Raw genomic sequence first — 23,752 nt, 5'->3', positions numbered from 1 at the left:
CTGCTCCGATTACACTACGTTACCTGCCCTTTACACTTCATGTCCCTTACCGACGCCTCCCGTTATTACCAGCGCTGGACCAGCGCCGATTCCACCCGCCCCGCCAAGGTCGCCGCCCTCGCCCAGTCCCCGCTGCACGAGCTGGATTTCGCCGCCTGCCTGGCAGCCGAGACGGACGCCAGCGGCCAGCCGCTGCCGCTTGGCCGCGCCATGCGCCGCCTGCGCAATCTGCTGGTATGCACAATTATCCGGCGCGACCTGGATGGCCAGGCAGACTTGCATGAAGTCGTGACCGCCATGACGCGCTTCGCGGATTTCGCCGTGCAGGCGCACTGCGCCGATGTGTACGGGGAAATGACGGCCGCCCACGGCGTGCCGGTCTCAGCAGAAACCGGCGACACGCAGGAATTGATGGTGCTGGCCATGGGCAAGCACGGCGGCGCGGAATTGAATGTGTCGTCCGACATCGATTTGATCTTTGTGTACCCGGACGATGGCGAAACCCAGGCCGGTCCCGGCCAGCGCAGCCTGTCGAACCATGAATTCTTTATCCGCATGGGAAAAAAGCTGATTGCCGCGCTGGCGGAAATCACGGAAGACGGCTTTACATTCCGTGTCGACATGGCGCTGCGCCCGAATGGCAATTCCGGCCCGCTGGCCGCCAGCCTGGGCATGGTCGAACAATACCTGATCGTGCAAGGCCGCGAGTGGGAACGCTATGCGTGGGTCAAGGCGCGCGCCGTCACGGGCAAACCCGCCGATATCGCGGCGCTGGAAGCGATCGTACGGCCGTTCGTTTTCCGCCGTTACCTGGACTTCGGGGTCATCGATGCGATCCGCAACATGCACGCGCAAATCCGCGCGGAAGTAAACCGCCAGGAACGGCTGCACCCGGACCGCAGCAACAATGTCAAACTGGGCCGGGGTGGTATCCGCGAAATTGAATTCCTCGCGCAAGTATTCCAGCTGATCCGAGGCGGCCGCGACAGCACGTTGCGCGACCGCTCGACGCGCGCCACCTTGCGCCTGTTGCCGGAAAAAGGCTTGTTGTCTGCCGACATCGTTGAACAATTGCTGGATTCGTACACGTTCCTGCGCAACCTGGAACACCGGCTGCAATACATCGACGATGGCCAGACCCACACGCTGCCGCCCAGCGATGCGGACCGCGACGTCGTGGCGCGTTGGATGGGCATGCCGGACGTGCCGGAATTGCTGGCCGAACTGGCCCGCCACCGCGCGTTCGTGGCTGCGCAATTCGATGCGATCTTTGCCGACAAGAGCGAAGGCGAAGCCGATGCGGAAACCAATGTGGAGTGCACGGATCCGGACAACCGCGAAGCCATTGAAGCCCGGTTTGCCGCGCTGGGCTATGACGACCCGGCCAGCGCCGCGCAGCGTCTGATTGCTACGTGGCAAGCACCGAAATTGCAATCGTTGCCGGAAGCATCGCGCCAGCGCCTGGTGTCGCTGGTGAATATGGCGCTGCCGCTGATTGCCACCACGGCAGAACAGTCATCGATTGGCAGCCAGCTGGTGACACTGGGCTGTTTGCTGGACTTTTTGGAAGCCATCGCGCGCCGCTCCGCATATTTATCGCTGCTGACGGAATACCCGCACACGCTGGAACGGGTGATCCGCATGATGCATGCCAGTGGCTGGGCCGCAAAATTCCTCACGCGCCACCCGATCTTGCTCGATGAATTGCTGGATGACCGCATCCACAATGCCGTGTTCAACCCTGTCACCCTGGCGGCGGAACTGGATGAACAATTGCGCCTGGCGGCCGGCGACACGGAACGGCAAATGGATATTTTGCGCGAAGTGCACCACGCGCAACTGTTCCACTTGCTGGCGCAAGACCTGGCGGGTGACTTGACGGTGGAAAAGCTGGCCGACCATTTATCGGCGCTGGCCGACGTCATCGTGGCTGCCACCATCCAGGCCGTATGGCAAACCGTGGCCACGCGCCACCGCGACGTGCCCCGCTTTGCCGTCATTGCGTATGGCAAGCTGGGCGGCAAGGAACTGGGCTATGTATCGGATCTCGACGTGATTTTCCTGTTCGACGATGACGACCAGGATGCACCGGCCCAGTACGCGAAACTGGCGCAGCGCTTTATTACGTGGATGACGTCGCACACGTCGGCCGGCATCCTGTTCGACATTGATATCGCGCTGCGTCCTGACGGCGCCAGCGGCATGCTGGTATCGTCCGTGCAAGCGTTTGAACGCTACCAGGACAGTTCCGCGTGGATTTGGGAACACCAGGCGCTGACGCGGGCCCGCTTCTGCGCCGGCGACGCCGCCATAGGTGAACAATTCGAACAAATCCGCTGCAAAGTGCTGCGCAAGGAGCGCCCGGCCGACGGCCCGCTCAAGCCGGAAGTATTAAATATGCGCAAACGCATGGCGGACGCCAAGCCGAACCGCTCTGACCTGTTCGATTTAAAACAAGATGCGGGCGGCATGATCGACATTGAATTCATCGTGCAATACCTGGTGCTGCAGCATGCGTCCACCTATTCGCAGTTGACTGGTAATGTCGGTAATATTGCCCTGCTCAAAATGTGCGGCGAGCTGGGCTTGATCGATGAAGAACTGGCCGCCCACGCCGCCAATGCCTACCGCGCTTACCGCAAGCTGCAGCACCAGTTGCGGCTGCAAGGGCAGGAAAATGCGCGGGTCGATCCGGATCGCGTGAGCATGCATGCACAGCATGTTATTGCACTATGGAACACCTTATTCCATTAAACCACCCATAGCGGAAACACGTATGCACACCTGTCGTGCATCCGTGTTTTCCATCCAGCCTCTTTGCCCCGCATTCTGCGCACGGATGAGGCGGTCAAAACATTGCAACGCAGCATATAAAAATTTCCACCGAGATAGGCGTGACTTTCAAGGAAAGATGCGCATTCGCCCGACGTTTCGTTGTTATATAACCACAAAATACAGGATTCTTCTTGGGAAGAATTGTTGCGGTTGTTACATACGAAATATTGCTTCATCGGCAGACAAGCCAGGTAATCCCCCCGTTATTTGCAAGCACCAACAAATACAAACATACGGGAATACCTTATTTTTCAAAATTTCCATCGAATAAAAATTAAGCAATCTGAACAAAATATCAATATTTAACTTAGAAGCAATTGAATATCTTCAAAAATGCAAGTTGCCAGTTTTACCTTTTAATTCAAAAGAGCAATAGAAATTCTTTTAGAAAATGTTCGTAATACATTGATTTGTAACAAGTTAATACAAATCGTAGAGTGCGCAGAGTTGACTCTGTTATATGCCCGTGACTACATTGGCTTGCTTTATCGTCAATCAATACCGAGAAGGAAAGCAATGATGAGAGAACGGGTTTTATCGAATTCCATACGCCTGCTGTGCCTGAGCGGGTTTGCCCTGACCGTGCACACCGCGTTCGCACAAGAGGCTCCTGCCACCCCAGACGCGATCCAGACTGTCCAGGTGACAGGTTCACGCATCAGGTCGCCTAACGCCGATTCGCCATCGCCGCTGCAAATCCTGAACGCAGCCGATATTGCGGCATCTGGCGCAACCAATTTGCAGGATTTGCTGCAAAAGAATCCAACCATGGGTACGCCAACCAGCAGCCGTACCAATTCCAACTTCCAGACGTCGGGCGGCGGCATTACCACCGTCAACCTGCGCAATATGGGTGACTCCCGTACGCTGGTCCTGGTCAATGGCCGGCGCTTTGTATCCGGCGTGGCCGGCGATACGGCCGTCGACTTGAACACCATTCCGACCGACTTTATCGAGCGTGTTGAATTGCTGACAGGCGGCGCCTCCGCTACCTATGGTTCGGACGCGGTGGCCGGCGTGATCAATATCATTTTGAAGCGCAATTTCAACGGCATGACCATCGATGCGCAAGGCGGCCGCAGTTCACGGCACGACGATGAAAAACGCAAGCTGGGCCTGACCTGGGGCACGACGTCGGCCGATGGCAACAGCAATATCATGGCCCACTTTGGCTACACCAAGCAGGGCGCCGTCATGTCAAAGGACCGCGATTTTTCCGCGGTTGACCAATTTTCGAAAATGGCTGGCGACACGGGGGAAGCTGCCGACGCGTTCGTGCCGATCCGTCCGTTCTATTCCAGCTTCACACCGCAAGGGACGTTTATTTACGGCACGCGCGGCGCTGACAGGTTTACCTATGACCGCAACGGCAATATCATTCCGGTCAGCACGAATGGTTCCGCCACCCAGGCGCCAACCGGCTATAACCGGTCCGACTTCCGCTCTATCGCGGTGCCGACCGAACGTTACCTGTTCGCCACCACCGGCAACTTCGCATTTAACCAGGACCACTCGGCATTCTTCGAGGGTACCTATGCGCAAACCCGCAATTCCACCAATATCGAGCCTTTTGCGCTGAATTCACTCGATATCTATAAAGCATCCAGCGGCCAGGTGCCTGCCGAATTCCTGGTGAACGGCGCCATGGTACGCAACCCGCTGGTACCGCAATACCTGTACGACCGCATCAAGGACACCGACGGTGACGGTGCGCGCGATTACAGCTTTACCCGCCGCCTGGCCGAAGTCGGTTCGCGCCACTCGGACGCCGACCGCGGCACGTTCCGCCTGGCCACGGGCCTGAAAGGCACGGTCAGCAACTGGAACTATGAAGCCTTCATTTCCTATGGCAAAACCAAGGAATCGCAGGTATCGACCGGCCAGGTCAACGTCATGAACTTCCGCAATGCGCTGGAAGCGATCCCCGGCGGCATCAATGGCATCCAGTGCCGCGATGCCAATGCCCGCGCCCAGGGGTGCGTCCCGATCAACGTATTCGGTCGCGACACGATTTCGCCGGAAGCGCTGAAATACGTCACCGCACCGGGATCGCTGGACAATTCCATCGTCCAGAAACTGGCCGGCGCCTCGATCAACGGCGACTTGTACCAGTTGCCGGCCGGCGCCCTGTCTGTGGCGCTGGGCTGGGAATACCGCAGGGAAGAATCGTCGTCGATTGCGGACCCGCTGACGCAGTCCGGGCTGAACGCGGGTAACGCCATCCCGCCGACGTTCGGCAAATACGACGTGCGCGAAGCGTATGTGGAAGCCCGCGTCCCGCTGTTGAAGGATGCGCCGTTTGCCAAGCAATTGAGCCTGCTGACGGCTTACCGCCACGGAAACTATTCCAGCGTGGGCGGCACCAATAGCTGGAACGCCGGCTTCGAATGGGCGCCGACCAATGACATCAAATTCCGTGGCACCAAGGCAGTGTCGACACGCGCGCCGAACATCAGTGAACTGTATCAGCCGCCCAGCCAGAACTTCCCAAGCGTTAACGATCCGTGCGAAGGCGTGACGGCCACGTCAACCGGCAAATACGATGCAGCCTGCCGCGCCGCTCCGGGCGTGGCAGCCAATATTGCCGCCAATGGCGAGTTCACGCTGACACAGGCGGACATCCAGGGCGTCAGCGGTTACGACCGCGGCAATCCAAACCTGAAAGCAGAAAAAGGCAAATCGACGACGGTCGGCGTGATCCTGACCCCGCGTTCGATTCCCGTGCTGAGCAAGTTCACCTTCACGGCGGACTACTTCAAGATCAATATCGAAGACGCGATTTTCGGCACTCCTCGCCAGTATTCGATCGACCAATGCTACAGCGGCACCAATCCGGCGTTTTGCTCGTACATCACGCGCTGGGCTACGGCCGCCGGCAATACCAGCGCTGGCGCCATCCGCTACGTCGATACGACACAGCTGAACAGCGGCGGCCTGGGCACCAAGGGCGTGGACTTGACGGCATCGTGGTCTGACCGCGTCGGTCCCGGCCGCCTGAACGCCCACCTGGCCTACACTTACGTGAAAACCCTGTGGAACAAGCCGATGCCGGACGCCGACGTCGATGAAAACGTCGGCGAAGTCAGCGAATTCATCGGCAGCTCAACGCCAAAACACAAGGCCGTGCTGAACCTGGCATACAAATGGGGCGACTGGGGCATCAGCACCACGACCACCTACAACGGCAAGGTGTCGCTGGACGACCAGTTCCTCAAAGGCTTCGAATTACCCCCACGTTCCATCGGGATCGGTTCCAAGACCTACAACGACTTCCAGCTGACGTATGCGCTGAAAAAGTCGACCGAACTGTACCTGGGTGTCGACAATGCGTTTGACGTCAAACCGCCGCCCATCATCAGCGGTTTGCCAGGCAATGTCACCGGCACCGAAACCGATGCATCGGTCTACGATCCAATTGGCCGCCGCTACTACTTCGGTGTACGCGTGAGCCTGTAACCGCCGCCGCATCCTGAAGGAACCCCAAGCCTCTGTCAGCAATGGCAGGGGCTTTTTTTTTTGGCTCATCACGGCTCACCTGTGCGTAGTGATATCGCTATTTATTTGCCGAAACTAATTCCATTAGATAATTTTTATTTAATCGCATCCACACTTCCCCTTCAATTCCATCCAATCTCTGACATTTAATGTCACGGTTAGAATGTGTGAATTTTTTAATAACTTATGCAGGTATCATGAAAGTCCCGCAATAAAATGTATAGATATGAAAAAATACCTCTTATTACTCGCTGTACCGCTGGTTTTGCCCGGCGTTGCATACGCTGATGACGTGGTCGTCATTAAAGGGACTCGCCCTCCCAAACCAAAGGATGACACCCTACAAATTCGAGCCATCTCCACCTCAGGCGGCCATTTCGGCGGCAGTGGCGGAGGGTCAACGCATGGCAAAGCCAATGCGCATAAACCGCCGGCCAAAGACAATTCCGACAAGGAAGAGTGTGAAAACTCCACGCAAAACCCTGTCATCCTGTCGACCGGCGAAAAATACAAAGATGAGCTGGACTTCAAGACCGGCGGGATCTTCCCGATGGCATTGCAACGTACCTACCGCAGCATGCAAAGCGGCGGCATGTTTTTCGGCTCTCACTGGCTGTCCACTTTTGACGGCCCGAAGCTGGAATGGACTAGCCCAACCTGTTCTCCTGGTGTCGCTTGCGCCCCGAACAGCGTGACATTCACCTCGCCCACCGGATCAAAATACGTCTATTCCAAGATCACGTCCGAGGGCAATAATTTTTCCTATGTCAGCCGTGGCGCGATACAGACGGGTGAACTGGAGTATTACTATGGTGTCAGATGGAGTTTGACGCAGGATCAGGTCACGTATATTTATAACGGAACCGGGCAATTGCAGCGCATTTCGGACGCGCGAACCGGCCAAACCCTGGTATATACCTACACGGGCGGCTTCCTCACCAAAATCACCAACTCGGGTGGCCAGTATATCGAGCTGACCTATGGCGCAAATGGCCTGGTGTCGACAGCGCGCGACCCCGGCGGCAATATCTGGACCTATACATATAACGCCAACCGCATGCTGACCAAGGTCACTTCTCCTGGCGCCTCGCCCGATATCCGCGAGTATTTATATGAAAACAGTGATCCGACGCTGCTGACCGGCATCGTCATCAATGGCAGGCGCTACAGCACCTACGCCTATTACCCGGACCGCAAAGTGCAATCGAGCGCACTGGCCGGCAATGAAGAAAAAGATACGTTTGTCTATGCGCCCGGACAAACCACGGTCACCGATGCGATGGGCCAGACCACGGTCTACGGCTTTACTTCGGTGCTCGGTGAATTGAAGCTCACGTCGGTCTCCCGTGCGGCCAGTTCCAGCTGCCCGGCCACCAGCGCGTCAACCACTTACGACGCCAACGGCTATGTATCGCTGAAACAGGACTGGAATGGCGTCTTCACCAGCTACGGCTATGACAGCAAAGGCCGCCTGCTGGCAGCGCAGGCGGCTTCCGGGCCGGACGCGTCGATTATTACGCACGTCTGGGATGGCAAAGACATTACCCAGACCGAGTTCAAGGGTGCGAACAACGTCGCCTATGCCAGGGCCAATTACACCTACGATGCGAATGGCCGGATATTGACGGAAACGTGGAGTGACTTGAAAGGCGGAGCGCAGCGCCAGATTTCGTACAGCTACACCGGCACGCCCACCCTGTCCGCCGTCACCACCACTACGGCCATGCCCGAAGGCCCTGCCACGGAAACCATCACGTACGATGCGCAAGGCAACATCACTTCGAAGACCAATGCCTTGAATCACGTGGAAACCTGGTCCGCGTACAACGGCATGGGCCAGCCAGGCCGCTATGTCGACGTCAACGGTGTCGCCACCGATTACGCCTACGATCCTAAGGGCAACCTGACCACCATCACCCAGCACCTGGCCAGCGGCGACCGCGTTACACGGATGGCCTATGACAATAACCATCAGGTCACCGACATCACTTACGCCAACGGGCGCGTCGAGCGCTTCCGCTACAACGATGCCGGCCGCCAGATACAGACGGGCGACGCACAGGGCAAATTTGCGACGACCGATATCAATGTGGCGGCCAACACCGTCACCACCAGCGTCGAGCGCAACATTCCCGGCAGTGGCAACACGCCGGTCGCCGTCGTGTCCGGCACGTTCAGCACGATCACGGAACGCGATTCACTGGGCCGCCCCAAGACCGTCTTCAACAGCGACCGTTCGCAGCGCATGGATTACACCTATGACGGCAACGGCAACGTCAAAACGCAGACCGACACGGCCAACCATGTGACCCGCTACGACTATGACGCCCGCAACCGCCTCAGCACCATCACGGCGCCCGATGGCGGCGTGACGCAGATGGAATACGATAACGACGGCAACCTGCAGTACGTGCAAGACCCACGCGGCCTGCGCACGTCATACACGTACAACGGCTTTGGCAGCGTCACCAGCCGCACCAGCCCGGATACCGGCACCACCACCTTCGGCTACGATGCGATCGGCCGTCTGGTCAGCGAAACCCGTGCCGATGGCAAGGTCATCACGTACACATGGGACAAGCTGGGCCGCCGGACCGGGCGCAGCACCGGCGGCGTGACCGAAGCGTTTATCTATGACGAAGGCACGTATGGCAAGGGCCGCCTGAGCCGCTTCACCGATGTGACCGGCCAGACCTCCTTTACCTACAACTCTGCCGGTGAACTGACCAGCAAGAACGCCAATATCTTTGGCTACAATTACCCGTTGAGCTGGAGCTATGACACGGCAGGCCGCCTGACCGGCACCACCTACCCCAGCGGTTTCGCCCTGACTTACAGCTATGACGGCTATGGCCGGGTTTCCCGGATCGGCAGCAACGCTGGCGGCGTGTGGGCCACGCTGGCCGACACCTTCCTGTACCAGCCGGTTAGCGGCGCGCGCTATGCGTGGAAATTCGGTAACGGCATTTCCCGCCTGGTGACACTGGACAACGATGGGCGCCCCACGCAGCTGGTCGATGGCAGTGCCCACAACGTTGCGCTGGCCTATGACAACACCGGCCTGGTGAGCGCCCTGCACGACAAGGTATACAACGCGGCGGAAATTGTCCGCTTTGGCTACGACCCGGTCGGCCGCCTGGCATCGGTCTCCAAGAGCAGCGACGTGCAAAACCTGTCGTGGGATACGGTCGGCAACCGCACTGCAGAAACCCGCAAGGGCGCCAGCTATGGCTATGGCACGGACAGCCAGAGCAACCGCCTGGCCAGCTGGAGTGGTGGCGGCCAATACCGCAATTTCTCGTACAGCGCCACCGGCGGCGTGCTCAACGAAGCCAGGAACGACGGTAGCCGTATTTACGACTACGACTTGTTCGACCGCGTGACCCGGGTCTTCACCAACGGGGCACTGGTGGGCCAGTACCACAACAATGCACTCAACCAGCGTGTCTACAAAGCTGTGCCCAGCGCACTGGCGCAAGTGTATGGCCCGAATGGCGAATTGATGGCCGAATCCGGCGCCAGCAACACCAGCTATGTCTGGATCGACGGGCAATTGCTGGGCATCCACCGCAATGGACAATTCTATGCCAGCCACAATGACCACCTGGGCCGCCCCGAGGTGCTCAGCAGCAGCACCGGTGCAGTCGCATGGCGTGCAGAAAATGCGCCATTTGACCGCCGCGTGGCAACCGACACCGTGGGCAACCTGAACCTGGGCTTCCCGGGCCAGTACTATGACAATGAAAGCGGTTTATGGCAAAACTGGAACCGCTACTATGACGCTTCGCTGGGGCGGTATTTGCATAGCGATCCGATTGGTTTGAAGGGTGGGATCAATACCTATGCGTATGTCAGTGGAAACCCACTTTCCGCAATTGATCCATTCGGCTTATGTGAATGTAAAGGGAAAGCCCGAGTATTCTTGGGTAACGCGAGGCTGATTGGAAGAAGTGGCGGCTTCGATACCAATCCTTCCAATCCGGGTAACTATGCGATTACGGCAGACTCAACCGCTGTTATTCCAGCCCAATTCGGCCTATCAAAATCCCAGATGCGCCCTATCATCAATCAGATCAATGGAACGCTAGGCGATGGCACAACTTTTGGCCGGGTCCGCGATATCATGGATGATGCAGGCGCACGCAGGCAGCTCAACATGACTACTTCGCAATTTCAACAGCACTTGATTGAACGGGAATCTGTAAATGGGAATCCAGTCTTGATGCTGGAGTTGCCAGGGGCAAGCAAAGATCTTGGCGTGCAAGACGTAACCATTAACATGCCCGATGGATATAGTTGCCCACAGGGGACCAAATAATAAGGCTTAAATGATGAACCGAACCGTTAAGCTTTTCATGACTGCATTGGCATGTGCGACTTTTGGAAGCCATGCTGAAGCTCTCTGTCTTTCTGGAAAACTCCCGCTGGATCAAGAGTTTAAACAGAGCCGCTTGGTCGCGACGGCAATTGTGACGCACCAATCCCCGATCGTAGCCCGTGACGACCCAGAAGGCATCGAGGCCATTCGTTACGACTTTGCAACCCGGACCCTTTTTAAAGGCAAGCGCCGAAAATTTTCGGTGTGGATTGATAACACTTCCAGCCGCATGGTATTTGACCCTGGTGTGGAATACCTGGTATTTGTCCAGCAAAACGGGAAACGAGGATTTGTAGACGGATGCGGGAATTCAGGAACGACGCAAGATAGTGTCTCTACTATTGAATGGCTACAAGGAAGACAGTCCCATTGAACGCTGTTGGAGAGGTCATAGACGGTATATAAAATAAATTTTCTAAAGGACTATGCCCTGGTCAGCAATGACCAGGGCTTTTTTATTGTTCTTCACGAATTGCCGGGAAAGCCATGCTGTAAACGCAAGAGAGCAGTAAGGAAGAGTTGTCTAGCCGTATGCACTAGCCAATGTGCACCGGCCAACTCGAAGACATCAATAGCCAAAGTAATGAAGAGAATACCCTACGGGTATCGCGACTCAGTGCTTTGTATTTTTATCAACTGTCGCATTCTTGCTTCAGCGTAATCACGTACGTAGCTGAAAAGCTTGGTGCCGCGCCGGTGTCTCTGGCATATTGTGTCTCAGAGCAACATATAAGGAGACAGATATGAAAGCATTCCTCGGCGGACTCGCCCTCATGCTGGGCGCGCTCACCTTGCCCGCGCACGCGGCCGATAAAGCTACCCCGAATGAAGCCGTGGCCATGGTGAAAAAAGCCATTGCCATGTTGAAAACCGATGGCAAGGACAAGACTTTTGCCGCCATTGGCGATCCCGCCAACAAGGATTTCCACGACCGCGACTTATATGTGTACGTATATGATTTGAACGGCCTGTCGCTGGCGCATGGCACCAATCCGAAGATGGTGGGCAAGACCGTGCTGGACATGCGCGATGTCGAAGGCAAGCCGATGATTCAGGAAATGGTCAAGCTGGTCAAAGAAAAAGGCAGCGGCTGGGTCGACTATAAATTCCCCAATCCCGTCACCAAGGCAGTGGAAGCCAAGTCCGGCTACGTGGAGCGGGTGGGCGATATCTTCATCGGATCCGGCGTCTACAAATAATTGCAAATCCGCTTGGTGCCTGGCAGCAAACGAAAAAAAAACCCGCTTCACTGAAGCGGGTTTTTTGTTGCTGCGAATGCCGATTACTTGGCGTTCATCAGTGCAACGGTGGTGTCCAGCATGCGGTTCGAGAAGCCCCACTCATTGTCGTACCACGACGAAACCTTCACCAGGCGGCCCGACACTTTGGTCAGCGTCGAATCGAAGTTCGACGATGCCGGGTTGTGGTTGAAGTCCACGGAAACCAGCGGCTCGGTCTGGTAGGTCAGCACTTCTTTCAGCTCGCCTTCAGCAGCGGCTTTCATCAGCGCGTTGACTTCGTCCACGGTGGTGTCGCGCGAAGCGATGAACGACAGGTCAACCAGCGACACGTTGATGGTTGGAACGCGGATCGCGAAGCCGTCCAGCTTGCCGTTCAGTTCTGGCAGCACCAGGCCAACAGCGGCAGCAGCACCGGTCTTGGTCGGGATCATCGACTGGGTCGCGGAACGCGCGCGGCGCAGGTCTTCGTGCATCACGTCCGACAGAACCTGGTCGTTGGTGTAAGCGTGCACAGTGGTCATCAGGCCGGTTTCCACGCCGATTGCGTCATGCAGCGGCTTGACCAGCGGGGCCAGGCAGTTGGTGGTGCACGATGCGTTCGAGATCACGGTGTCCGAAGCCTTCAGCACGTTGTGGTTCACGCCGTACACGACGGTTGCGTCCACGTCCTTGCCGCCTGGTGCGGAAATGATGACTTTCTTGGCGCCGCCTTTCAGGTGGGCCGACGCTTTTTCCTTGGTGGTGAAGAAACCGGTGCACTCCAGCACCACGTCCACGCCCAGCTCGCCCCATGGAATTTCAGCAGGGTTACGCTGCGCGAACACGCGGATCTTGTCGCCGTTGACGATCATGTTGTCGCCTTCGACGGTCACGGTGCCAGGGAATTTGCCGTGTGCGGTGTCATAACGGGTCAGGTGCGCATTCGCTTTGGCGTCGCCCAGGTCGTTGATCGCAACGATCTGGATGTCATGCTTCTTGCCGCCTTCGTAGAAAGCGCGCAGTACATTACGGCCGATACGGCCGTAGCCATTGATTGCTACTTTGATCGTCATACTTAGCTCCTGATTGAATAAAAAATTTTTGTTATGCAACCACTACAGATTTAACCTTGGCCACGACGTTGTCCACCGTGAAACCGAAGTGCTTGAACAGCACGCCTGCAGGCGCCGATTCGCCAAACGTGTCGATACCGACGACGGCCCCTTCAAGACCGACGTACTTGTACCAGAAATCAGTCACGCCTGCTTCGATGGCAACGCGCGGTACACCCTTCGTCAGAACGCTGGCCTTGTAAGCGGCGTCCTGGCGGTCAAATACTTCCGTCGACGGCATCGATACGACACGCACATTGATGCCTTCGGCGGCCAGCGCGCTGGCGGCTTTCACAGCCAGTTCCACTTCGGAACCGGTGGCGATCAGGATGGCTTTTGCATCGGCCACGTCATTCAATACATAGCCGCCGCGTGCGATGTTGTCGATCACGGACTGGCTGCGCTCCAGGTAAGGCAAGTTCTGGCGCGAGAAAATCAGGGTGCTTGGACCGTTCTTGCGTTTTACGGATTCGCCCCATGCCACCATCGTTTCGACGGTGTCGGCAGGACGCCAGTTGTCCAGGTTAGGAATCAAACGCAGCGACGACACGTGTTCCACCGACTGGTGGGTCGGACCGTCTTCGCCCAGGCCGATCGAGTCGTGCGTGAACACGAACAGCGCGCGCTGCTTCATCAGTGCAGCCATGCGCAGTGCGTTGCGGCTGTAATCCGAGAAGGTCAGGAACGTTGCGCCGAACGGAATGTAGCCACCGTGCAGGGCGACGCCGTTCATGATGGCCGACATGCCGAATTCACGCACGCCGTAGTTGATGTGGTTGCCTGGCTGGCCGGAGCGCACTGGCACGATTTCTTTCCAGTTGGTCAGGTTCGAACCGGTCAGGTCAGCGGAACCGCCGAGGAATTCCGGCAGCACTGGCGCCAGTGCCTGGATGGCGTTCTGGCTGGCTTTACGGGTGGCGATGGTTTCTTTCTTTTCCACGCAGGCAGCGATGGCGGCTTTCAGCACGTCATCGAAGTTGGCCGGCAGGTCGCCTGCCATACGGCGGGCCAGTTCAGCGGCTTCTTTCGGGAATTGCGCTTTGTAGGCTTCCAGCTTGGCAACCCATTCCGCTTCGTGCTTGGCGCCCGCTTCTTTCGCGTCCCATGCAGCGTACACGCCGGCAGGGATTTCAAACGGTGCAGCGTCCCAGCCGATGTATTCACGGACAGCGGCGACTTCTTTTTCGCCCAGCGCGGCGCCGTGCACTTTGTCGCCGCCTTGCAGGTTCGGCGAGCCTTTGCCGATCACGGTCTTGCAGCAGATCAGGGTTGGCTTGTCGGCTTTCTTCGCAGCAGCGATGGCAGCGTCAACAGCGGCAACATCATGGCCGTCCACGTCGCGGATCACGTTCCAGCCGTACGCTTCGAAGCGCTTCGGCGTGTCGTCGGTGAACCAGCCTTCAACTTTGCCGTCGATGGAAATGCCGTTGTCGTCGTACAGGGCGATCAGTTTTTTCAAGCCCAGCGTGCCGGCCAGCGAGCACACTTCGTGCGAAATACCTTCCATCAGGCAGCCATCGCCCAGGAATGCGTAGGTGTAGTGGTCAACGATGTCAAAGCCTGGCTTGTTGAATTCATTGGCCAGCAGCCACTCAGCCAACGCCATGCCGACTGCGTTCGCAATACCCTGGCCCAGTGGGCCGGTCGTGGTTTCCACGCCTGGCGTGATGTCGACTTCCGGGTGGCCCGGGGTCTTCGAATGCATCTGGCGGAAGTCGCGGATGTCATCCATCGTCACGGCGTAGCCTGCCAGGTGCAGCAGCGCGTAGTGCAGCATCGAGCCGTGGCCGTTCGACAGCAGGAAGCGGTCGCGGTTGACCCACTTTGGATTGCTTGGGTTATGACGGTGGTGGCCGCTCCACAGGGCCACTGCAATTTCAGCCATGCCCATTGGCATGCCTGGGTGACCGGAATTAGCTTTTTGTACAGCGTCCATTGCCAGTGCGCGGATCGCATTGGCCATCTGAGTGGTAGGGAGCGTAGTCGTCATTTGTGAATGAGTGCGGAAGGTTGGAAATCTGTGCAACGATGTCTGGCTAAAACTGCAAGCCAGCGGGCAATAACCAAGTATTTTACCAGAGGCGGGGGCCGAGGCTTAAAATTGCGCGTTCAATCGTTAATGCCGAGCTAAGCTATGCCCCGTTTTTACTGCCCTGACGCCCTGGCCATCGGCCTGCATCTCGACTTGCCCGACACGGTCGCCCACCATGTCAACGTGGTGCGCCTGGCGCCCGGCGATACGGTGACCTTGTTCAATGGCGATGGCGGCGAATACACGGCGGTACTGGATGCCGTGGAAAAGCGCCGCGCCAGCGCCACCATCAAAGCCTACACGCCGCAGGACACGGAACTGCCCTATTCCATCACCCTGGCGCAAGCGTTGCCGGAAGCGTCGAAAATGGACTGGATCATTGAAAAAGGCGTGGAACTGGGCGTGTCCGCCGTTCAGCCGCTGGCGGCGCGGCGCTGTGTCGTGAAACTGGCTGGCGACCGCGCGGAGAAAAAATTATCGCATTGGCAAGGCATCATTGTGTCCGCCAGCGAGCAGTGCGGCCGCAACCGGCTGGCGCACCTGGCGCCGGTGGCGGATTTCCGCGACTGGATCAGCCAGCAGGATTTGCACCGCCGCGTGCTGCTCTCCCCCCGCGCCACGCAATCGCTGGCCGACTGGGCGCGGCATCAGCCGCCGCAGGCGCTGACCATCATGGTGGGGCCGGAGGGCGGGTTTTCCGATGAAGAGGAAAATGCGGCGCTGGCGCATGGCGCGCTGGCGTTGTCGATCGGGCCGCGGGTATTGCGGACGGAGACGGCGGCGCTGGCGGCCGTGTCAGCGTTGAACGCAATCTGGGGCGGGATGTAATTCACGGGCGGTGACACTTGCGGGGCAGCATAGTCAATTATGCGCCCCAACAGCACGATTTCTGTTTCACTTTAAAAAGTTAGTATTTTTTTAATATTGCTTTTAAAGAGGAAGTGAGATGAAATCGTTTTATTCGATGGCAGCGCTGGCAGCGTTGCTATCTGTTACTGCCGTGCGTGCCTGGGGAGAGGAGCAAGTTCTCAATCCTGCATCTCCGGTAACGCAAGAGCTGGTCGGCAAGCGTCCGCTACCAGAAGCACACTCACCAAGTTCAGCTTTCTCTTTTCCCCCGTTCAGACCGGAGGCAAGCCGCGGCGGCAGTGGCCCAGCCAAAGGCCAGGTTGCAGCAGCACCGACCAGCGGCAATACCGACACCAGCTGCGGTTCAGCAACGAAGGCGTCTCCCGTCACGTCGCACCCTGTTGTCATTGCCACGGGCGAAAAACTGCTGCCGGAAGTGGATTTCCAGGCCGGTGGAACTTACGGCCTGGGCTTGAATCGCAACTACCGCAGCATGAACGCGTCCGGCACGTTATTTGGACCGTAATGGCTATCCAGCTACGACTACCCTAAGCTGGCTATCTCTGGGCAATACTGCTACCCGGACATGACCTGTGTCCCGCGTACGGCCACATTGACGCAGCCAGACGGCGCCCGCTTCGTTTATCAACTGGTCCCGACAGCCGGCGCCGACGGCGTTACCACTCCCTCCGGCACCAATACAAGCACGACGCCGCCCCCTGCAACCACCGATCACAGCTACTACCTCTACAGCGTAAGGGGCAGCTCTGACGCTGCAGTCGACGCGGGATACATCATCATGAATCCCGGCACCAATTGGGAACTGGTGCGAGGAAACTTCACGTACGTCTACAGTGGCGGTGGCGACCTTCAAGCGATTACCGATCCATTAGACGCGACGACCAGCTTTACGTATGTGAATGGAAAACTCGGCACCGTTACCAGCCCGACGGGAAAAACCGTCCAATTCACGTATGGAACAAATGGGAGGGTCAGCACAGTCCGTGACTCCGGAGGAAACCTTTGGAACTATGCCTACAACGCCAACGGCATGCTGTCGAAAGTCACCTCCCCTGGTGCGGTCCCCGATATTCGCGAATATCTGTATGAAACCACCGACGCCACGCTTTTAACGGGAATCAAGATTAATGGCGTGCGCTACAGCACTTATAGCTACTATCCGGATCGCCGCGTAAAAACCAGCGGGCTGGCCAGTGGAGAAGAAAACGAAACGTTCAGCTACGGCACGTTAACAACCAATGTTACCGATGCACGCGGCCAAACAACGCAATACACGTTTGCCAACGTTCAAGGCACCCTGAAGGTAACGTCCGTTTCGCGCCAGGCCACGGCCACTTGCGGCGCCGCCAGCGCGCAAACCGCATACGATGCAAACGGCTACATCGATTTTGAAGAAGACTGGAATGGCAACCGTACAGATTACAGCTTCGATAGCGCGGGCAGGCTGCTGTCCTATACCACAGCGGCAGGCACCAATGACGAGTTGACGGTAGCGCACCAATGGCAGGGCGACAACATTGGCTCCACTGAATACCGCGGGACATATGGTGGCGTGTACAAACGCGTTACGTACACGTACCAAGGTACGCAACTGGCATCAGAAACCTGGGACGACCTCAAGACCGGCGCCAGGCGGCAGTGGCTCTACGGCTATACCGTCCACCCCAACAATACACTCGCAACGCGTACCGTAACGCGCAAACTTCCATCCGGCGACGTGACAAGTACGATGGTTTTCGACACCAGCGGCAACTTGGTATCCCACACCAATTTCCTGGGTCAGAGCGAAAGCTGGTCGCTTTACGATGGCATGGGCCGCCCGGGACGCCTGACTAATCTCAACGGCATCAACGAGGATTACCTGTACGACGCCAAGGGCAATATGACGCAGCATACATTGCGCCTGCCCAGCGGTAATCGCGTAACGAAATTTGACTACAACAACAACCACCAAGTCACCGACGTTACCTATGCTTCAGGCCGCATTGACCGCTACCGGTATAACGAAAGCGGCCGGCTCAACAAAACTGGCGATGCGGCAAACCAATTCACGACCATTGCATACGATGTCGCCACCAACACGATGCGCTGGAGTTCCAACCGTTACTCGCCAGGCACTGGCGACGTGCCAACTCCGGCATTGGCAGGCCAGTTTGTCAGCACCACCAAGTTTGATTCGCTTGGCCGGCCCTATACCATCACTGGCAATAACGGACAGCGCTTAGAACTGCGTTACGACAACAACGGCAATTTGACCAGCCAGACGGACGCCGCGTCCCGCACGACTTACTTCGAGTATGACGCACAGGACCGGCTTATCAAACGCACCGCCTACGATGGCGGCATCACACGTTGGGAATACGACCCTGAGGGCCGCCTGCAGTACGTCTACGATCCGCGCAATATCCGCACCGATTACACGTACACGGGCCTGGGCGAAGTAAAAACCATCGTCAGCCAGGATGGTGGCACCGTCACGTATGACTACGACAGCGCAGGCCGCCTGATCAGCGAAACCAAACTCGGCAATGCAACCACGTACACGTACGATGCGCTGGACCGGATGCGTTCCCGCTCACGCAACGGCCAGACCGAGACGTTCAATTATGACGAAGGCACTTATGGCAAAGGCTTTTTGACCAGCATCGTTGATGCGACTGGCAAAACCGCCCTCAGGTATAACCCGGCTGGAGAACTGGAGGCCAAAGACACCACGATAGGCGGCGTGACCTATCCGATCACCTGGGCTTATGACGTTGCCGGACGCATGACGGGGATGGGTTATTCCGGCCTGTCAGTTGGGTATGACTACAATACTTACGGCCAATTAAGCACCGTACGGACAAGCGTATGGCCCACTGCGGCCTCGCAATTCCTGTATCAGCCCGCAACCGGCGTACGTTATGCCTGGACTTTCGGCAACGGCATTCCACGGTCGATCATTTTCGATGCGGATGGCCGCATTGAACGGCTGGCCAGCAAAACAGCGTTGAACCAGCGCTACAGCTACAACAATACGGATACCACGTCCGGCATTACTGACTACGCTTATCCATCGCTGAATGAATCCTTGGCCTACGACCCGGTAGACCGGGTTGCGACCTCCGGCCCCGCTGCCGATACGCAGCACTATACGTGGGATGATAACGGCAACCGGATGACCCACCAGCGCCTTGGGGTGCAGTATCAGTTCACGACGTCTGCGACCAGCAACCGGCTCGATGGCTGGCAAGGCAGTGGGAAATCGCGCGCGTTCCAGTACGATGCGATCGGCAACCTCTACCAGGAAACCGGCACGGCGGGCACACGCACGTATGAGTACGACAGTTTCCATCGCTTATCGAAGGTCAGCAATGGAAGCACTGTGCTTGGGATTTACAGCAACAATGCTTTCAATCAGCGCGTGCAAAAACAAGCTGGCGGGAATACAACCAAATACGTCTACGGCCCGAATGGTGAACTGTTAATCGAAATCGGCGCTACGCAGCGTACTAACTACGTTTGGCTGGACGGTGAATTGCTGGGTATCGAGCGCGGGGGTAAATTCTATGCCAGTCACAATGACAGGCTGGGGCGACCGGTATCGTTGACCAACAGTACTGGTGCTGCGGTCTGGCGTGCTGATAACGCGGCATTTGATCGCAAGGTGAGCACGGACGCCATTGGTGGATTGAACATTGGATCCCCCGGACAGTACTATGATGGCGAAACTGGACTTTGGTATAACTGGCATCGGTATTACGATGGATCCCTTGGGCGGTATATCCAAAGTGATCCGATTGGGCTCGCGGGTGGAATGAATGCCTACACATATGTTGGTGGAAACCCAATTTCAATTATTGACCGATTTGGGTTAGCGCCAGAAGAGCCAGGGCTTGAACCGGTATGTGTCGAATGTGTATTTATTCCGATCGTTCGAGCGGCGTATTCGGTTGCTAAAGCGTGCCAGGGAAAGGGGCAACCAGATGCCGTTCCCGGTTCAACTCGCAAGCTATCTGCTGAAGCCGAGAAATCAATAAAATCTTATGAACGACTGATTCGTGAGCATGAGGAGAAGCTCAATGCATTTAAGGAAAACCCAACTGTGCGGCCCGGAATGGAGAATCTTCCGAGAGATGTGATTGAAAACGCACAAGGACGACGAATTCGCCATCTTGAGGCAGAAATTCAAAAATTTAGGGACAACATTGATAAGATTCGGGGTGGGAACTGATATGCGTTCAAAGAAATATAACTTCCGTGGGCGTCAAGTCTATATTATGGATTTGGTTGGGGAGCTGCCTTTGTCACTTGGCAAGGAATTTGTTGTTTTGTTGCCTGCATGTAACGACGATGAGTTACTCTCCAGCAAAATTTTAGCTCCCGGCCTTCTGGATAAAGGATGTGCTGAATTCTGCTGCGTAGGTGCTCTCGCCGAAGAACTTCATGATCGGATTGATGAGTTCATTGAAGATCAGGAGAAGTTTGACGTCGTCACCACGTACCATCACGAGATCGTGGAGGCATGCGAATATTTTCTTTTTGCTGCAGCAGGGGCTCAACTCCCATTAATTGCTATGGTGGCGGATCATGTTGAGATTGAATCTTGCTTGGGCGGGCTAATCGGTTAGGTAGCGAAAGTGGTCCTTCCACTTGGTCGAGATCGAGGCCGAGCAGCGCAAATTGCGCAGTTTACGCCACGAGGTGGACGGAACTGGGCTTTGGTATAACTGGCATCGGTATTATGATGGATCGCTGGGACGTTATATCCAAAGTGATCCGATTGGCCTGAAGAGCGGCTTAAACACCTATGTATACGTTGACGGAAACCCGCTCAGCATGGTTGATCCAACCGGAGAATTTGGAATCCCGGGGGCAGTTGCCGGTGCGATCATAGGAGGTATAGGGGGTGCATTTGGCGCCAATGCTACAGGAGGCAACGTCTTTCGCGGAGCGATCATTGGTGCAACTACTGGAGCCCTCGTTGGAGGAAGCGGAGCTTGGCTCACAGGTTCAGTGATAGGTAACGTTGCAATTAGAGTTGCCGCAGGCTCTATAGGGAATCTCGTTGGTCAAGCTCAGAACATTGGCGATCCCTGCTTCCCTGGCTTAAATGTGGGATCGGTTGCCGGATCTGCTGTGGGTGGGGCGGTAGGCGGAGTTATGTCACCTGGTGCTTGGGGAACATCTTTTTCGGGTTCGTTTGCTACACAAGTAGTGCAGCGTGCTATCGCCGGCATCCCTGGAGGAGGCGCATCGATGGCCTCTAGCGCGATTGGAACAAAATCTAACCCGCCTCAGACAAAGTGTGAATGCAAATGAATGCCTCATTTCGCCCAAAAATATATTTCTCCTTTGGCATCTTGTCGTTATTTTTTAGCCTTTATGCAATATCCATATCATTAGATTTGAGTGAAAATGGAAACATGATATTTAAATTAGCGATGCTCATTACTGGCTTAATTATGATATTTGTTGCGTGTGGAAATTTCCTATTATCATATGCCGTTTCTTATGGTCGAGTTGATCGAGTTACGGGCGATAAAAAATCATTAGTTTTAAGTAGAAATGGGGTTAATTTAGTGATTGGATCAAAACTGCAAGTCTACAATGATTTAGATAGAGAAAACGGAAACCTGGCTAGGGAAAGGCATATCATTGTATTCTTTTGCAATTGGAAACCATGGTCATGCGTGTTAGGAGATTTCAAGGTGGACGGAGTAAAAAATTTATGACCTACTGAATTTTTTGTAAAATTGAAATAATTATAGAACTTAAGAGAAGCAAAGGATAGCGAGGTGAATATTTTTATGGGAATATCAAAAAAAAGATCATCTCCCCTTGCGCACGTCCTTATGAAAACTGAAGGACGGTATGGCATTAATTACTCATTAAAATATGGATTTTTGAAAGAGGTTGACGCCCCATTCATTAATTATCTTTTTTGCCAATCCGACTGAGCTTGCAGGATAGCCGAATCGAAAAAACCATCTCACCCGTTGCCGGGTGAGATGGTTTTGTGAGGGAATTTGCCACAATGCGCGGGCGACATCTGAATTTAGCTGCTGCAAGTGATTGATTAGAGTAGGAAAGTAAGCAAATTTACGGAGAAGCCCGTCAGGCTGGCGGTACATTCAAAGTGATCCGCTGGGCCTTAGCGGTGGCACCAATATCTATGGTTATTCGGCGGAAACCCGCTCTCCTATGTTGATTCGCTCGGCCTGCAATCAGGTTATGCTCGGTCAACATCTCGGGCTGGAACCTTCCAGGGCCATTTGGTGTGGTTTGATCAATCCGACTCGAAATTCGGGCAGCTTAGATAAGCCATCTGGTGAAGGTGAAAAATCCTGTTCCACCGCGACCGAATCCAGTGGGGCCACATTGGGACTTCATAGATCGTAAGACCGGCGGCTGACGCATTTACCCCCCGTACAAAGCGTTGATGAAGCGATTTACCTGGTCTTTTCGGACGGTTTAGATGTAAGCCGTGTAACTGAGTTAATTCGATATAGCTTAGTGAGCTGGCATTTTCTTGCGTTTGTACTTGATGCGCCTAAGAATCCTTGCACTGTCGCTGAGCTCATTCAAGCCGCCATATTTGTTCTAATTGGCGCTTACGATGGGGAGAGTTTTTTGTACCTGAGTGGGCTGCAAACAGAATGAACAAGTACTCGTAGGATGTATGTTGGGACAGGGGCGGCCGCACGACAAGCCGTTACAAGCTATATATCCTGTCCTGGTAGTGGGCAGAGTCGTCACTACGGCCCTGATGGTCAACCTGAGTGGGATATTGATTACGACCACGATCATGGGCAAGGTGTTCCGCAAGGCCATAATTGGGATAATGGCAAGCGCGGGTCTGGCGTTCCTGTCTCTCCTTGGCACCGAGGGTGGGGCCATAGTTTTTTCGATTTGGTGGATCGGTCAAATCATGTCAATTGATGAAAGAAAAAGCCGGGTGGCTTTGGTACTTGAGCCAATGTTTGGGAACGAATGTATGACCCAGCTGGAGCGTATGCCTGTGTGGATTATTGATAGCCCGCAGAATCGGGCCGCTGTCGAGAAAATTCGAAAAGCTGGAGTGCTCGACGAATCGGGGGTAACAACGTTTCAGCCGAGGGAGGGCGAATCGCTTGTGATGGCTTGTGAAAGGATCGTGCAGAGCCTGGATGACCATTACAACGAGCGTTCGCAAACACCGGGATATTCCGAGCTCGCAGTAATTGGAGTATCGCTTGGCGAAGTGTCACTTAGACCATTTTGGGAATTGAATTTTGATGAGTTCGTGCGAACAGCTACTGGGTTTATTGCGAGAAGGCGGGGAAATAGAGGCGGCACATCGGAAAACGGAGGAAGCACGATATATCGTCCGTTCAGGATTTCGTTCAGCGATGCGTGAATAATGTTCCGGGCTTATTCATGAAATGCGCGAGCAAAACACCGTTGAACGTGTTGAAGTTTATGACAGCATAAACAGCGAGGGCGATGTGCGATGGGCTGTCGAGATGCTCGCTGCTTCCGGCGTGCAGGCCCATTCCGCTGCATTTGAGCCCGTAATTCAATCGGCCATGAACCGGATCGCTACAGGGCAGCAGGTGCTACTAGTAATTACTCATGTCTACGGTGCCACGGTTCTTGCGCTCGCAGCAAACGTATCGATATGAAGTCCAATGGAAACAGTCATCTTGAGTTAATGAGGGACCGTGTCAAGCGCGGAGTAAATCTGAGCCACTTTGCGGGCCTTTACGCGGCCGAATTCTGAGCCACTACCTTGGCGGGCTTCTCCAGAAATCCCGCTTTCTTCATCCTTCGTAACCGATAGCTGTCCCCC

At 55.8% G+C, this 23,752-nt stretch carries 15 protein-coding genes; 13 read left to right on the top strand and 2 right to left on the bottom strand.

Annotated elements, in window-relative coordinates; all coding sequences use genetic code 11:
• Positions 1–39: 39 nt before the first annotated feature.
• From glnE to GM668_RS22865, 5 genes are all read left to right on the top strand, one after another.
• On the top strand, positions 40–2,754 hold the full coding sequence (gene glnE, locus GM668_RS22885) for a bifunctional [glutamate--ammonia ligase]-adenylyl-L-tyrosine phosphorylase/[glutamate--ammonia-ligase] adenylyltransferase (protein WP_155441284.1): 2,715 nt from the start codon (positions 40–42) through the stop codon (positions 2,752–2,754).
• A gap of 597 nt (positions 2,755–3,351) precedes the next feature.
• Positions 3,352–6,291: a TonB-dependent receptor plug domain-containing protein gene (locus tag GM668_RS22880; protein WP_155441283.1), complete on the top strand. Its 2,940-nt coding sequence runs from the start codon at positions 3,352–3,354 to the stop codon at positions 6,289–6,291.
• 265 nt (positions 6,292–6,556) lie between these two features.
• Positions 6,557–10,648 (top strand): RHS repeat-associated core domain-containing protein, encoded by a 4,092-nt coding sequence (locus GM668_RS22875; RefSeq protein ID WP_170305779.1) that lies wholly within the window; start codon positions 6,557–6,559, stop codon positions 10,646–10,648.
• A gap of 10 nt (positions 10,649–10,658) precedes the next feature.
• Positions 10,659–11,081: a hypothetical protein gene (locus GM668_RS22870; RefSeq protein ID WP_155441281.1), complete on the top strand. Its 423-nt coding sequence runs from the start codon at positions 10,659–10,661 to the stop codon at positions 11,079–11,081.
• A 370-nt stretch (positions 11,082–11,451) separates the two neighbouring features.
• On the top strand, positions 11,452–11,907 hold the full coding sequence (locus tag GM668_RS22865; RefSeq protein ID WP_155441280.1) for a cache domain-containing protein: 456 nt from the start codon (positions 11,452–11,454) through the stop codon (positions 11,905–11,907).
• Positions 11,908–11,990: 83 nt separating this feature from the next.
• On the opposite strand, the gene gap is transcribed toward GM668_RS22865, so the two are convergent.
• Both gap and tkt read right to left on the bottom strand, forming a co-directional pair.
• Entirely contained in the window at positions 11,991–13,001 is a 1,011-nt protein-coding gene (gene gap, locus GM668_RS22860; protein WP_154379776.1) for a type I glyceraldehyde-3-phosphate dehydrogenase, read from the bottom strand.
• 31 nt (positions 13,002–13,032) lie between these two features.
• Positions 13,033–15,030 carry a transketolase gene (gene tkt, locus GM668_RS22855; protein ID WP_155441279.1) on the bottom strand — a complete coding sequence of 666 codons (1,998 nt, stop codon included), beginning with the start codon at positions 15,028–15,030 and terminating at the stop codon, positions 13,033–13,035.
• A 144-nt stretch (positions 15,031–15,174) separates the two neighbouring features.
• Between tkt and GM668_RS22850 the strand changes: the two genes are divergently transcribed.
• The 8 genes from GM668_RS22850 (at position 15,175) to GM668_RS22815 (ending at position 23,585) form a co-directional block, all read left to right on the top strand.
• On the top strand, positions 15,175–15,900 hold the full coding sequence (locus GM668_RS22850; RefSeq protein ID WP_155441278.1) for a 16S rRNA (uracil(1498)-N(3))-methyltransferase: 726 nt from the start codon (positions 15,175–15,177) through the stop codon (positions 15,898–15,900).
• Positions 15,901–16,018: 118 nt separating this feature from the next.
• Positions 16,019–16,447, top strand: a complete 429-nt coding sequence (locus GM668_RS22845; protein WP_155441277.1) for a DUF6531 domain-containing protein — start codon at positions 16,019–16,021, stop codon at positions 16,445–16,447.
• Positions 16,448–16,720: 273 nt separating this feature from the next.
• Positions 16,721–20,155, top strand: a complete 3,435-nt coding sequence (locus GM668_RS31630; protein WP_170305778.1) for an RHS repeat-associated core domain-containing protein — start codon at positions 16,721–16,723, stop codon at positions 20,153–20,155.
• A 1-nt stretch (position 20,156) separates the two neighbouring features.
• Positions 20,157–20,552, top strand: coding sequence for a DUF7684 family protein (locus GM668_RS22835; protein ID WP_155441275.1), 396 nt, complete (start codon positions 20,157–20,159; stop codon positions 20,550–20,552).
• A 73-nt stretch (positions 20,553–20,625) separates the two neighbouring features.
• Positions 20,626–21,243 carry an RHS repeat-associated core domain-containing protein gene (locus tag GM668_RS31800; protein ID WP_371868768.1) on the top strand — a complete coding sequence of 206 codons (618 nt, stop codon included), beginning with the start codon at positions 20,626–20,628 and terminating at the stop codon, positions 21,241–21,243.
• A complete protein-coding gene (locus GM668_RS22825) occupies positions 21,234–21,656 on the top strand; it encodes a hypothetical protein (RefSeq protein ID WP_155441273.1) in 423 nt (140 codons plus the stop codon). Before GM668_RS31800 ends, GM668_RS22825 begins: the two co-directional genes overlap by 10 nt.
• A 1,073-nt stretch (positions 21,657–22,729) precedes the next feature.
• A complete protein-coding gene (locus GM668_RS22820; protein WP_155441272.1) occupies positions 22,730–23,320 on the top strand; it encodes a hypothetical protein in 591 nt (196 codons plus the stop codon).
• Between the two features lie 25 nt (positions 23,321–23,345).
• Positions 23,346–23,585, top strand: a complete 240-nt coding sequence (locus tag GM668_RS22815; RefSeq protein WP_155441271.1) for a hypothetical protein — start codon at positions 23,346–23,348, stop codon at positions 23,583–23,585.
• Positions 23,586–23,752 lie beyond the last annotated feature (167 nt).

The sequence above is a fragment of the Pseudoduganella ginsengisoli genome, assembly GCF_009720865.1.
GTDB classification, from domain to species: domain Bacteria; phylum Pseudomonadota; class Gammaproteobacteria; order Burkholderiales; family Burkholderiaceae_D; genus Rugamonas; species Rugamonas ginsengisoli.
This window is presented reverse-complemented; position numbering and strand designations above follow the sequence as displayed.

What these genes read in the sequence shown, in the direction of transcription:
- glnE (WP_155441284.1), top strand. Translation starts at nt 40, where the DNA reads ATGTCCCTTACCGACGCCTCCCGTTATTACCAGCGCTGGACCAGCGCC.
- GM668_RS22880 (WP_155441283.1), top strand. Translation starts at nt 3,352, where the DNA reads ATGATGAGAGAACGGGTTTTATCGAATTCCATACGCCTGCTGTGCCTG.
- GM668_RS22875 (WP_170305779.1), top strand. Translation starts at nt 6,557, where the DNA reads ATGAAAAAATACCTCTTATTACTCGCTGTACCGCTGGTTTTGCCCGGC.
- GM668_RS22870 (WP_155441281.1), top strand. Translation starts at nt 10,659, where the DNA reads ATGATGAACCGAACCGTTAAGCTTTTCATGACTGCATTGGCATGTGCG.
- GM668_RS22865 (WP_155441280.1), top strand. Translation starts at nt 11,452, where the DNA reads ATGAAAGCATTCCTCGGCGGACTCGCCCTCATGCTGGGCGCGCTCACC.
- gap (WP_154379776.1), bottom strand. Translation starts at nt 13,001, where the DNA reads ATGACGATCAAAGTAGCAATCAATGGCTACGGCCGTATCGGCCGTAAT.
- tkt (WP_155441279.1), bottom strand. Translation starts at nt 15,030, where the DNA reads ATGACGACTACGCTCCCTACCACTCAGATGGCCAATGCGATCCGCGCA.
- GM668_RS22850 (WP_155441278.1), top strand. Translation starts at nt 15,175, where the DNA reads ATGCCCCGTTTTTACTGCCCTGACGCCCTGGCCATCGGCCTGCATCTC.
- GM668_RS22845 (WP_155441277.1), top strand. Translation starts at nt 16,019, where the DNA reads ATGAAATCGTTTTATTCGATGGCAGCGCTGGCAGCGTTGCTATCTGTT.
- GM668_RS31630 (WP_170305778.1), top strand. Translation starts at nt 16,721, where the DNA reads ATGAATCCCGGCACCAATTGGGAACTGGTGCGAGGAAACTTCACGTAC.
- GM668_RS22835 (WP_155441275.1), top strand. Translation starts at nt 20,157, where the DNA reads ATGCGTTCAAAGAAATATAACTTCCGTGGGCGTCAAGTCTATATTATG.
- GM668_RS22825 (WP_155441273.1), top strand. Translation starts at nt 21,234, where the DNA reads ATGCAAATGAATGCCTCATTTCGCCCAAAAATATATTTCTCCTTTGGC.
- GM668_RS22820 (WP_155441272.1), top strand. Translation starts at nt 22,730, where the DNA reads ATGGGCAAGGTGTTCCGCAAGGCCATAATTGGGATAATGGCAAGCGCG.
- GM668_RS22815 (WP_155441271.1), top strand. Translation starts at nt 23,346, where the DNA reads ATGCGCGAGCAAAACACCGTTGAACGTGTTGAAGTTTATGACAGCATA.